9 protein-coding genes are annotated in these 13,691 nt (G+C 44.4%); all 9 read right to left on the minus strand.

Annotated elements, in window-relative coordinates; translation table 11 throughout:
• Positions 1-35: 35 nt before the first annotated feature.
• On the minus strand, positions 36-3,320 hold the full coding sequence (locus tag GKZ87_13645; GenBank protein QSI26451.1) for a hypothetical protein: 3,285 nt from the start codon (positions 3,318-3,320) through the stop codon (positions 36-38).
• Positions 3,321-3,771: 451 nt separating this feature from the next.
• The gene (gene rnc / locus GKZ87_13650) at positions 3,772-4,455 is read right to left on the minus strand and encodes a ribonuclease III (protein QSI26452.1); all 684 of its coding nucleotides are present in this window, start codon (positions 4,453-4,455) and stop codon (positions 3,772-3,774) included.
• Between the two features lie 39 nt (positions 4,456-4,494).
• Complete coding sequence (gene recG / locus GKZ87_13655) at positions 4,495-6,504, minus strand: ATP-dependent DNA helicase RecG (GenBank protein ID QSI26453.1); 2,010 nt, start codon at positions 6,502-6,504, stop codon at positions 4,495-4,497.
• A 129-nt stretch (positions 6,505-6,633) separates the two neighbouring features.
• The gene (locus GKZ87_13660; GenBank protein ID QSI27973.1) at positions 6,634-7,293 is read right to left on the minus strand and encodes a non-canonical purine NTP pyrophosphatase; all 660 of its coding nucleotides are present in this window, start codon (positions 7,291-7,293) and stop codon (positions 6,634-6,636) included.
• A complete protein-coding gene (locus GKZ87_13665; GenBank protein QSI26454.1) occupies positions 7,293-8,258 on the minus strand; it encodes a hypothetical protein in 966 nt (321 codons plus the stop codon). Before GKZ87_13665 ends, GKZ87_13660 begins: the two co-directional genes overlap by 1 nt.
• 17 nt (positions 8,259-8,275) lie before the next feature.
• Positions 8,276-9,115 carry a radical SAM protein gene (locus GKZ87_13670; GenBank protein QSI26455.1) on the minus strand — a complete coding sequence of 280 codons (840 nt, stop codon included), beginning with the start codon at positions 9,113-9,115 and terminating at the stop codon, positions 8,276-8,278.
• Positions 9,116-9,215: 100 nt separating this feature from the next.
• On the minus strand, positions 9,216-9,548 hold the full coding sequence (locus GKZ87_13675) for a hypothetical protein (protein ID QSI26456.1): 333 nt from the start codon (positions 9,546-9,548) through the stop codon (positions 9,216-9,218).
• Between the two features lie 86 nt (positions 9,549-9,634).
• Positions 9,635-10,969, minus strand: a complete 1,335-nt coding sequence (locus GKZ87_13680) for a uracil permease (protein QSI26457.1) — start codon at positions 10,967-10,969, stop codon at positions 9,635-9,637.
• Positions 10,970-11,079: 110 nt separating this feature from the next.
• Positions 11,080-13,653: an HAD-IC family P-type ATPase gene (locus tag GKZ87_13685; protein QSI26458.1), complete on the minus strand. Its 2,574-nt coding sequence runs from the start codon at positions 13,651-13,653 to the stop codon at positions 11,080-11,082.
• Between the last annotated feature and the right edge of the window lie 38 nt (positions 13,654-13,691).

Genomic DNA, 13,691 nt, shown 5'->3' on the forward strand with positions numbered 1-13,691 from the left:
GAAGCAACATTCTCCGTAAGCTCATTCTTTTTTCATTATTTCTTAACGAAACGTTTTCTCATAAAGGCACCCACACTAGCAGCAAACAGCATGAACATTGTCCATATACCTTTAGCTGTAGTATCCCCTGTAGGCACCGTTTCCGGATTTGCATTGTTAAGGGTATCCTTTTTATCTGATTCATTTTTTCCTGCTTCTTTTTGTGTATCAGAAGAATCCATCTGCATATCCTTATCTTTTTTTTCATTCGTATATGCTTGAACAACCGTTCCTGTATAGTTGCCCTTAAACGTGATCGTAACGACCACCTTATTTCCATCCTGGATTTGTGTTACGTCATAATCCGTACCCTGTACCAGAACCTTATCGCCGTCTTTGATTACCAAATCATCCAGCCTCGTATCAGTACTCATTTCTGGTACTTTTATCTGATTGTCTGTTTCTGCACTCTTTGGCTCTATCACAAAGGAAACAACTTCACTTTCTGCACCCTCATAATTGTCTGTGCCATCCACAACAGCCTTCACATACCAAGTGCCGGCAGCAGTTGGAACGGTATCTGTGTACGTTCCAGCCATTCTGTCACTGTACAGGAAGCGTGGCTGCCCGAAGCGGAATCCTGCACGGACAGCAGAAGGTGCTGCACCATATATCCAGCCCTCTAATGAAATCGGCGCTGCTTGTTCATTCTTTGCCTTTGTTACGGTTACTGTGACTTTGATATCTGTCACGGGCTTGTAATTATCATTCTCCGGCGTATAAGTCAACGTAAATTCATTTATACCTGCATTGCCAACATCTAGCGTCTGATCCGTCCATGCAAAACCAGTCGGTAGTGTGATATCTTTAAGGCTTTGTCCATAGACAGCCTGCAAATCCTTTGGAGCAGTATAGCTCGTTTCAGCCTGTGAAATGGTAAATTCCTTTGTAGCAGCTGCACTCTTATAATTGTCATCTGCCGCAACAGTTGCTGTGACACGGTAAATTCCCGCATTCATTGGTGCTGCCGTAATGTTTTCCCAATTACCACGATTATTTTTCTTCTCCCAAGCATAGGTTACTGCACCTGTACTTCCTGTTTTGCTGACTGTTGGTGTATCATTAACAGCACTTCCGTCAAAGTCCTTATTTAAACTTTCTGTAACAGAAATCGTGCTGTCTGCCTTGGAAATGGTAAATTCAACCGGAGAGGAATCCGCTGCCTGATAGTTATTATCTGCCGCCAAATGGGCAGTTACCTGATATGTTCCAACTGCGATTGGTGCTGTCGTGAGATCTTCCCATGTTGAAGCATTGAGCTTCTTTTTCCATGTATAGGTCACTGCACCTGTACTTCCTGTTTTGCTGATGCTTGGCGTCACAGCTGCTCCATCATATCCCTTACTTAAATCATCTGATGTAGAAGTAATTGAAATGCTGCTGGGCTCTAACATATTCAGATATAGCTTCGCACTCAAGGTTTTTGCATTCCCATTCTTATCCATTCCACAATCATACGTATATTGAATCGGTGTACCTTTCACATATCCCCCAACGATACCTGTACCATCATCATATGCAGTAGCACCGCTGGTAATGTTTACCTTGGTGGAATCAATTCCCGGAAATGCTTCATTCAGATTAAAGGTATCGCCACTGACATTGATTGTTATTGAAGCTTCCTCAGTAGGAATATCTACTGAGGTAAGTGCTGTATCGGTGGGAAGATTCAGATATGCTAATGGAATATAAACACAATACAATGTAGTTAACTGTTTATTATTGGAAAGATCAAGTCCTGTAAGCTTTGTTTGCTGACAATACAATGATTGTAAAGCGGTATTTTGACTGAGATCCAGTTTTGTAAGAAATGTCTGTTGACAGGACAATGTAATTAAGTTTGTATTCTGACTGAGATCCAGTGTTTCTATCCGCGTACCCTGGAAATCTAAAGATGTCAATAAAGGATTACCGGTCACATCCAGCTCTTTAATACCTGTGCCGAAACAGTCTAAAGTTTCCAGAGCATCCGCTCCATACACATTTAAAGAAGCCAAAGCAGAGTTACCCCCACATGCCAATTCTTTTAACTTTTTGTTCTGACTGACATCTAACGCTTTGATCTTCGTATAAGAACAATTTAAAACTGTCAAGGAAGCCTTGGCACTGATATCCAGTGCTTCAATGCTTGTCTGTTGAAAAGCTAAGGTTTCCAAAGCATTCGCATTCTCGATATTCAAGGTCTGTAATGCTTTATTATTACCGCAATCCAAGGTTTTTAAATTCGGATGCTGACTGACATCCAGTGTAGTGATTGCTGTTTGGGTACATTCTAATGTTTCCAAAGAACTGACTCCCTCAATATTTAAGGCTGTCAAAGATTTACACTTCGTACAATCCAAGGAGGTTAAGGCTGTATGATTACTGACATCAAGCTCTGAGATGGAAGTATAAGAACAGCTCAACATTGTCAATGCAGGATTGTGACTGACATCCAGTGCAGTGATTCCTGTTTGGCTACAATCTAAGATTTCCAGAGCATCTGCCCCCTGTACATTTAAAGCTGTCAAAGCAGAGCTATTTCTGCAGTCCAATTTTTTTAACTGTTTATTCTGACTGACATCCAGACGTTCCAGCCCTGTTGCGTGAATATTTATACTTACCAAATTAGGGAAAAGCTCAATTCCTGTCAAGCTTTTTAAATCTGGATCACTTGAAATAGATACAGATGTTATCCTTGCAATTTCTGTTGCGGATAAGACGTTATCCTTGTTTGTATCAAATTGTTTTGCTACATATGCGCTGAATACATCATCAGGAAAATTCGTCTGATCGATTGCGACATCACCTGTATCCGCATACGTTGTCGGTATTTCATTGGTTTGTATGCTTTGTGCTACAGATTCTATCAATACATCCGGTTTTGCTGTTTCAATGTCCGATAATTCTTGTTCCTTATGCTCTGTTTCTATTGTGATTGGCAATAATACTTCTACATAATGCTCTTCTGCATGATAGCTTTTTACATTAGTATAATCATATGATTCATCGTCTACTGCAAAGCGCGCCGCATAGTCCTTCCTATTTTCTGAAAGGATTGCTGTTTCATCCTCCCATGTCCAGTTTTCCGGCAGTTTTATCTCCTTTAGCGGTGTGCCAGCTTTTGCTTTTAAATCTTGCGGAGGGATGATTTCCGGTGCCTCTTTCCTTTCGTATGATTGGCTGCTTTCCTCATGTACGACATCCTGCGCATTTATAACAATCGGATTCATCATTGTAGAGACACTCAATACCGTAGCCACTGCCACCACGGCAGTTTGTTTTTTCTTATTACTCATCATCCTATTTCCTCTCTTTCCCATATGATGAAATGCTTTTTTCTTTCTTCATATCTCCTTAGGTATACGTTTTGGGATAGCCGTTTTTTATATCAAAATGCTATCTTTTTTTGTGTTTTTACGATATTTTCTTCGATTTCTTCCCTTTTTTTCTCTATCTCTGAACGTATACTTATACATATAAAACCCATCCATATCCCTATCCGATAGAAGCAGGCTCACTCATATAACACCCTTTTCATAAACGGATCAGCATATGCAGATCGGAGACTATGCTCTATAAAGAGTCTATCATTATTATCCGTTGCTCCTCAATTCCGTTATGTCCGCTGACGCTACATTTTCTATTATTAGCAGGTATTTGCTATGTTTAACATAACAAAAAAAGACTATAGATGTTTTCATCCATAATCCTTCTTGAATCTTCTGTTTTTGTGATTCTATTATGACACCCTTACTTTACCATTTTTTCAAAGGCATCCTTGGCTGCCATCTGCTCTGCACGCTTCTTGGAGAAGCCCTTTCCACGTCCCAGATTGATATCATCCAGCATAACGATAACCTCGAACTCCGGCTTATTGCTCGGCCCGGAAACATTGACGGTTTCATAATGTACCGTTTTACGGGAATCCGATTGTATGTATTCCTGCAGCTTTGTCTTATAATCAATCACCTTTTCACTTTTCGGACGGCTGATGGCAGGTGTTACCACAGCTGACAGAATAATGTCGATTGCAGCCATACCCTGATCCAGAAATACAGCACCGAGCAGTGCCTCAAACATATCGGCAAGGATGGAATCCCGCTGTCTTCCGCCGGTTTTTTCTTCACCGACACCAAGCATCAGATATTTTCCCAGTCCAAGCTGACGGTTATACTCCGCCAGTGCCTCCTCACAAACCAGCTGCGCACGCAGTGTCGTCATTTGTCCTTCACTCAGCTCCGGCTCCAGCAGAAACAGCTTCTTTGTCGTCCACAGCTGCAGCACAGCATCTCCCATAAATTCCAGACGCTCATTATCATGCGCATAAGACTTATGTTCATTCACATAAGAGGAATGCACCAGTGCCTGTGTAATCAGTGTTTTATCAGAATAGGCGATATTCCTATCCTTTAACCATTCAAATATTGTATCCATTCCGTATAATCTCCTCTTGTTTTCCTGTATATTATACCACTAATCCAGATATGTGGCACTCCCAACTGTCTGCTCCACATACTTTTTTATTTCTTCATAGCCTGCAGCCTCCAGCTGCGTAAGAATTTCAGCAGCATCCTCACGCGCCACCTCCAGAATATTGGCATCCTGAATCACATCGCCCAGAATAAAGCCGGGAACACCACTCTGTCTGGTACCAAGGATGTCTCCTGGCCCACGTAGCTGCAAATCTGCCCGGGCAATCGCAAAGCCGTCTCTTGTCTGTTCACAGATTTTCAACCGCTGCAGGGAATCCGGATCCTTCGTATTGCTTAACAGATAACAATACCCCGGCCGTGTTCCTCTGCCGACCCGTCCTCGTAGCTGATGAATCTGCGACAGGCCGAAACGATGCGCATCATAAATCACCATGATATTGGCATACTTTACATCCACCCCGACCTCAATCACCGTTGTGGATACGAGAATGTCGATTTCCTTTTGAAGGAAACGTTCCATGACATCATCCTTTTGCTGTGCATTCATTTTCCCGTGTAACAGGGCGATACGGTACCGCCGCCCTAAAGAAGTACGCATTCCTTCATATATATCTGTGGCGTTGCGAATATCTATATCCTCATTTTTTTCGATGGCAGGACAGACCACATAGCACTGATCTCCCTCATCTATTTTTTCCAGTACATCCTCCAGAATCGGCCCCATGGAACGGCTGGAAACCAGCTTTGTCGTTACCTCACAACGCCCCTTAGGGAGCTCCTGTATTGTGGAAACATCCATATCCCCATACAACGAAATCGCCAGTGTCCGGGGAATCGGTGTCGCACTCATCAGTAGGAAATCAACCTTTTCTCCCTTTTCCAGCATTCGCTTACGCTGTGCAACTCCAAAGCGGTGCTGCTCATCCGCTACTACCATTCCTAAATCATAATACTCCACATCATCCTGAAACAGGGCATGCGTACCGACAAGTATATCAATTTCATTATTTTTCAGCCGCTGGAGCACATCCTTTTTCTGTGCCGGCTTTAAACTGGAATACAGCACCTCCACAGTGATATCAAAATCCGCAAACAGCTTTTTTAGATTTTGCATATGCTGCTTTGCCAGAATCTCCGTAGGTGCCAAAAATACCGCTTGCTTATGTGCAAGTACGCAGGCATACAGTCCAAAGGCAGCCACCATTGTTTTTCCGCAGCCGACATCTCCCTGTACCATACGATACATCACCTTATCACTCGCTAAATCATGCAGGATTTCCTCAATCACCTTATTCTGATCATCCGTCAAGGAGAAATTCAGCGAATGCTTCAAATCCATAACATCCTCCATCAGAAACTGCTTGGCACTTCCCTTCACCATGGAGGTATCCCGGGCTTTCATCGCCTGCATGCTCAGCTGGAATTTTAAAAATTCCTCATATTTCAGATGCCGCAGACTCTGCTTCACCGCCTCCATACTGACGGGATGATGAATAAAGTATAATGCCTGTCTGCGGGGAATCAGACGATATTTCTCCAGATATGGACTGGGAATCACATCCGACAGAGCATCCTGCAAAGCCTGCCATGCCTTATCAATATAGCGGACAAGCTCCTTTTGCGTAATACCCTCACGAACATTATATACCGGATGGATTCCCAGTTGCTCCTTCATCGGCTTAAAATTATACTGCAAAGCGGTAACACGGCAGCCCCCATCGTATTTACCAATAATCGTTATCACTTTTCCCACAGTGAAAGCAGAAACCCACGGACGGTTAAATAGAGAAATATCAAATTCCTCATCCTCCATAGTCACCTTGAAGCGGGTTACACTCTGCTTTCCCTTAAAGCGGATTACACGTGCCCTTGTTGTTATGACAGCTTCAAAAATAACCTTATCCTCTTTTTCCCAGGTATCCCGCGGCTTCGCTTCCAGATTCTCATAACGAAACGGATAACAGGTCAACAGATCCTCTGCCTTTTCAATCTGCATGCTATTGAGAACCTCTGCTTTTTTTTCTGATATTCGCAATGCTTTTAATTCCATGATCACGCATCCTTTTCGCAGTTTATTATACCATGAAATACTCCATCTTTTTGCAGGAAAGCAAAAAGGATGCACAAATTCCCTGTCCAAAAGGGAAAAGACATCCCTATAAGAAAGCTAACATAGCAGTTACTGTAAATGAAACGCCTTGATACAGAAGCTGCGAAGAAAAGCATAATCATGAAGCTGCTGTGCATCCTCCTTTGGTTCACTGTTTTCTCGGCTTACATCATCCCCATCCTTTTCCAGATCATGAAAATATTTCATTGACCTTGCGTCAATGGATATGGAATCCAGCGGCCAGCCGGGGGTACGTAATTCATGCGGTTTATCACATAGATAAAATGCAAAGGCTCGTGCGGTTTCCTTGTTATCCATATACGTATATATATGCTTTTCATCATACACCACACAGCAGCCATTGCGGTATGCCGCCAGAAGACGTCCTTCAAACTGTGATGCGAGCTTGCTATAGTAGGCAATCATCTCCTCATCGCTCAGCGTTTTGCCATCTACCCGGCGCACATGTGTTTTCGGCTGGCGTATGTCTTCATCATCCAGATCAAGAAAATACAGACCACTGTCAAAGGCAACTGTTGGTATATGAGAAGCACGATAATAAACAAGCGCCTTAATTTTTGCATTTTCAATCGGTGTCTTTCCATTCTCATTGATCTGCACCTGCAGACCAAGATCACCCGGTGTCAGAATGTTCACAGCATACCCCTTCAGATAGCTTTCCACAGACAGCACCTTATTGCGGTTTGTCGTTCCTACAAGAATATCCATCATGCATCCAGCTTTTTTATCAGCTTGCCACAGCATGCCTTGAATTTCTTTCCACTTCCGCATGGACAGGGCTTATTCGGCTTCGCATCCTGATAAGCCTCCCTTGGCAGCGGCAGGATTGATGCTTGCATACGTTTTAGCGCTGCTCGCTTTTTCCCATATTGCGCCTTCCATTCTCTATAGCTTGCATCATCCTTAGTTAATTGCGCAATCTCCTGTGCTATTTCCAGGAAAAGATCAGTATATTCGATATCTTCCAGCTGCAGTCCCTGTGCAATGATTGTGTTGCAAGTAGCATATTCCTTCCATTCCAGATTTTGCAAGAGCCATCCATAAACCAGATTGGCATCCATAGGAGAGTGCTGTATCATGCTTTCGAAGCAATGGCTGCAAGCTGCTCTGTTTTGGGCTCTGGCGAACATTTCTGCATAAGCACGCTCATAATTTCCTTTTGTCAGCTCATCCAGCTGTACACAGCGTAATACATCAACAAGCAGTGCCTGTGCATGACCATAATCCTTTTCATAGTTTCCTATATGCATATCCAATTCATTAACCATGTTTTCAATCATTATCCGTATCTCATCGGAAGCTGTCAGCTTCTCAACACGATTTGTCTGCTTCTGCTTCAATAGTCTTCTTAGCAAAGAGATAAAATTCTCCACCACCTGCGCAGCTTCTTCTTCGGAAATGTCAGCTTCAAACTCCAGGCGTTTGAGGCAGTCTGTAAGCATGGATACATCCAATACCCCTGCATCAGATGTAGCATCATAAACTGCAGCCCTTAAAATATGCTCAACAACTGCTTCATTTTCAAGAATGTGCAATTCCGGAAGCAGCTCCTCTGTATGCATTAGTTCATCCAGCAACAGCTTTTCAGCGTCTTTTTTGTCCTTGTTTTGTTTCACCAGTATTTGTACATATTTTTGAAAAAGCTCCTGTTCCTTAATCATCGTTTCTTCCATTGTATTCCATTTCCTTTCTATTTTGAAAAACGCAGCCGGTAGCTGCAATGCTGACACAGCTCTTCCACGACCTTGTGACTGTCAAACCCTTTCTGTATCCGCATGGCACGCTCTCCATGCAAAATTGAGGAGAAGGGCTGTGTAAAGATATTTCCCAAAGCAGCAGTACCACCGGAATCCAGACAGCAGGGTACCACGGTGCCATCGCTCAGAATAGCACACATCTGTTTCATTCCAAGACAACGGCCGGTATCGGAAACATACGGATGTGCAAGAGAGGGCCATGTGAATACCGATTCCAGATGCAGGTGCAAATACTCCTGCAAATCCAGGCGCATACGCCGTTCAAATTCCTGCGGGTGTGCAATCTGATACCGCCTAGTAAGTACCTGTAACAGATATGCGCTCTCTTTGGATAAGCGGCCGTTTTGTACGCTCCACAAACGATAGCTGATATGTATCCCCTTTTGTGCCAGCTCCTCACACACAGCAAATACATGCTCCAGATACTGCGGCTGCTCATGCTCGGGAAAGCTGTGTAGGGATACATTGACCTGACGCAGCCTGCTGTTAATCAAAACATCTCTTGCCTGCTTTAAAAGCGTGCCATTGGTTGTCAGATTCACATACAGGTCAAACTCCTCACAAATATTCAGAAATTCCTTCAGATTGGGATGAGACAGTGGCTCTCCCAGCACATGAAGATAAACATACTTTGTAAAGGGTCTGATTTCCTGAATGACATGACGAAATTCCTGGGCATTCATTCTACGGGGTGCTCTTTGATTTTGAATGCAGAAGCTGCAGGACAAATTACAGGTATTCGTTATTTCTATGTAGATTCGTTTCAGTCGCATACATTCTTCCTTTCTAAAAAATTTCATCCCTGATGATTTGATAATCATCGATACTCAGAATTTCACCCGACTCATAAAACCGTTGACAGACCCTGGCTTCCTACCGTTGCGCTTCATTCTCCAGTACAGCACGCTTTCTGCGTTCTTTTTCCGCATGACTCCTTGCCATATTCGCTGCTTTGATCTTTCTTCTCTGTCGTTCTGCATAGGAAAGCTGTTTATTCGTTACGGGAATATCGTACATGCGCAAGGTCTGTATTGCCGTTTGCTTATTCATGGAAAACTTTTTCATAAAGCGAAATAACAGGTCTTCCCGTGATGCATCACTGTAGAATGCTCGAATATCTTGCTCCCTGTGCTTCTGCCGTTTTCTTCTCTGCTTTTCTTTCTTTGCTTCCTTTGGTGTAAGGGATGCACTAGGCTCTTTCTTCATATGTATAAATTATAACAAAGATTAAGCAGTTCCCATACCCTTTTTATAAAAAAAACACTCTCATCCACAGGATGAGAGCTTGTATATCAGGATGCCTTTGGCAGAATCAGATTCAATACGATTCCAACAAGTGCAGATAACGCGGTTCCGGAAAGTGTCATAAAGCCTCCAATCGGCAGGATTGCACCACCCAGACCGATTACCAGCATGGCAGAAGCAATGACCAGATTGCGCTGCTTTCCGAAGTCAATTTTGTTATCTACCAGAACACGCAGTCCGTTGCTGGCGATGACACCATATAATAGAATACTCATACCACCCAGCACACAGGCTGGAATCGTTGAAATAAACGCAGATATTTTTCCAACGCAGGAAAGCAGGATGGCAATCACAGCAGCTCCGCTGGTCACATATACACTGCTGATTTTTGTCATGCCGATGACACCCGTATTCTCACCATAGGTCGTATTGGCAGGCCCTCCGAGAAATGCGGAAACCGCGGTTGCGATACCATCTCCCATCAGCGTACGCTCCAGACCCGGATCCTTTAAGAAATTACGTCCGCAAATTTTCCCAAGCACGGTATGGTCACCGATATGCTCGGAAATCGTAACCAGTGCGACTGGAAGAATGGCCAGTGTTTCCGGGCCAAAATACAGGTTATAGGATTGAAAGCCCGGCACCTTAAACGGCAGGATAAATTCCGGTATGGAAAACCAGTCGGCCTGAATAACTGCCTGAAAATCCACCAGACCAAGACATAATGAGAGAAGATAACCACCGAGTATGGCAATCAGAAACGGTATGATTTTGAAAAAGCCCTTCGCCTTTGTCGAAATCAGCGCCGCAATCAGAAAGGTAACGATGGCAACCAGCATCGCACGCGGATCCCCGTCCTTGATAAATTGTGCGTTGCTGACAGCATTAGCCGCAAGCCCCAGACCAATCACCGCAATCATCGGGCCAATAACGATCGGCGGCAGCAGCTTATCAATCCAGTCCTTACCGACTACACGCACAATCAGTGCCACAGCGATATAAATCAGTCCAACCAGTATCAGTCCTGTCTGCGCAGCATCCACACGGCCCCCCATTGCCTTTATGGCGATTACAACCGCACTGATATACGCAAAAGAGCTTCCCAGATAGACCGGTACCCTGCGTTTGGTCACAAAGGTATAAATCAGTGTCCCAACACCGCTTGCAAATAAGGCTACTGAAACCGAAAGTCCTGTCAGCGTCGGTACGAGAATGGTTGCGCCAAACATCGCAAACACATGCTGAAAGCTTAGAAACAGCCATTGCAAAAGCGGCGGTCTGTCATTTACATCCAGTATCATATCTGTTTGCTTTGTATCCGAGCATTCCTCCTCATCCAAAATGAGTGAAATATCCTCTACATGTTCTTCAAAATGCTTCATACATCTACTCCTTTTCAAACGACCACAGAAAAAGCAGGTACACAGGACCAGAGTCATATGTACCTGCCTATGGTCAACAGGAGTAGTATACCATATCCACAGGCTGCATGCTACCTCTCTTTGGCTATCCACTTACTGATTTCATTGATTAAAATGATACTGAAGGACATTCCAAGAACCATGATCCATGCACGCAGATCCAGAGGAACGGTTTTCAACAGCATATTGAAGATAGGAAGCTGGCATACGGCAATTTGCAGTGTTACACCAAATACGATGGTCAGAATCAGCCATTTGTTGCGCATAATGCCAACCTCAAGTATGGAATGTGTACGGGAACGCAGATTCAGCGCATGGAACAGCTGGGATATTGACAGAACCATAAATGCCATCGTCTGTGCCTTGGCGGGACTGACATCCAGACCGTTGCGGAAGGCAACCAGGGTGATCGTACCGATAAACATACCGTTCATAATGGTAAATATCATTCCCCCGTGTGCAAACAGGCTTTCCCTGCGGTCCCGCGGCTTTTCCTCCATGATAAATTTATCCATTGGATCCACACCCAGCGCCAATGCCGGAAAGGCATCTGTTACCAGATTGACCCACAGAATCTGAATCGCAGACAGCGTGGATACGACATGCGGCATACACACGATAGCGAGAAACAGTGACATGATTTCCCCGAGATTGCAGCTCAGCAGATAGAGAACCGCCTTTTGAATATTGAGATAGATGTTTCTTCCCTGCTCCACTGCCTCAACGATTGTCGCAAAGTTATCATCCGCCAGTATCATATCCGAAGCCTGCTTGCATACATCCGTGCCGCTTTTTCCCATAGCAATACCGATATCGGCATTTTTCAGACTCGGCGCATCATTCACGCCGTCTCCGGACATTGCGACAACCAGCTGATGCTTCTTAAATGCGTTTACGATGCGCACCTTATGCTCTGGTGTTACACGGGCATAGACACAATAGCTTTGCACATGCTGTGCCAGTGTTTCCTCATCCATTTCATCCAGCTCTTTTCCTGTAATCACCTGTTGCTCACTCTTTGCGATGCCCAGATTACGGGCAATGGCAAAGGCAGTCAGCGGATGATCTCCGGTAATCATAACAACCTGAATACCCGCTTTATGACACAGTGCAATGGAATCACGCACTTCCTCCCTTGGCGGATCAATCAGACCTGCAAAGCCGATAAAGGTCATTTTGCTTTCCACGGCACTCTCATGCGGACTTTTCAGGGTACGTACGGCAAGGGCAAGTACACGCTGTGCATCACTGCTTACCTTGCGGCTCGCCTCCAGTATCCGATTCTTCTCATAGCTGCTCATACGCACGGTGGTACCATCTATACGCACCTGGGTACACAGCTCCAATACCTTTTCCAAAGCACCCTTTGTGTAGGCTACATACTCCTTTCCATGCTGATGTATCGTTGTCATCAGCTTCCTTGAGGAATCAAAGCTAATCTCATTCACCCGGACATATGCCAGATCCTGTTCATCCTTATGCATTCCGTTTTCTTCACAAAATGCCATCAAAGCGGCCTCTGTCGGCTCTGCGAGAATTTCATCCTTCTGCACCGTGGCATTGTTGCACAGGCAGAAGCCGCGCAGCAGCTCCTCACTGCGATTTTGCAAAGCACCGTTGGCATAAGAAGAAACGACATGCATTTTATTCTGCGTCAAAGTACCTGTTTTATCGGAACAAATGACACTTACTGAGCCCAGCGTTTCCACTGCATGAAGCTTGCGGATGATTGCATTGTTTCGACTCATCACCTGAACACCAAGTGCCAGTACGATCGTTACTACCGCAGGAAGTCCCTCCGGTATGGCAGCGACCGCAAGCGATATGGATAACAGCAGCATATCAAAAAGGTCTCTGCCCTGCAATACTGCAACAACAAACATGGCAATACAGATGCCAACTGAACCGATTCCCAAAATCTTGGACAGATGCGCAAGACGCACCTGCAGCGGCGTCATATCCTCCTGTGTTTCATCCAGCATCCGGGCAATCTTTCCAACCTCACTGCTCATACCGGTACGTACGACGATTCCCCTGGCTTTTCCATATGTAACATAGGTGGACATAAATACCATGTTTCGCTGATCGGAGATATTGATTTCCTCATCATATACAAGTGCCGCATCCTTCTCCACCGCTTCACTTTCCCCTGTCAGTGTACTCTCCTCCACCTTCAGATTAACAGAAGATACCAGACGCATATCTGCCGGTATGTAACCTCCTACCTCCAGCTCCACCAGATCTCCTACAACCAGCTCCTTGGAATCGACTTCCTTTAAAAAGCCGTCTCTGATGACAAAAGCCTTCGGTGTAGACAGCTTTTCCAGCGCATCAATGGCTTTTTCTGCTTTAAATTCCTGTACGACACCAATGATGGCATTTAACACAATAACCGTCAGAATAATGGAAGCATCAATATATTCCTTTAAAAAGACAGATACGATTGCTCCAATGATTAGAATGATAACCATCGGATCCTGAAACTGTTCCAGAAATATCTGAAAGATTGTTTCCTTTTTCTTTTTTAGTAATTCATTTTTTCCCTGATCCCTGAGTCTGGCGGCAGCTTCCTGTTCACTCAGCCCTTTATCCAGATCACTGTAGGTTTCCTGAACTACTTCCTGTATGTTCATTCGATAAGGCATATACACCCTCCTTCACTACCACAATGTATGTTGTTCAA

The organism is Erysipelotrichaceae bacterium 66202529 (assembly GCA_017161075.1).
Taxonomy (GTDB): Bacteria; Bacillota_I; Bacilli_A; order Erysipelotrichales; family Erysipelotrichaceae; genus Clostridium_AQ.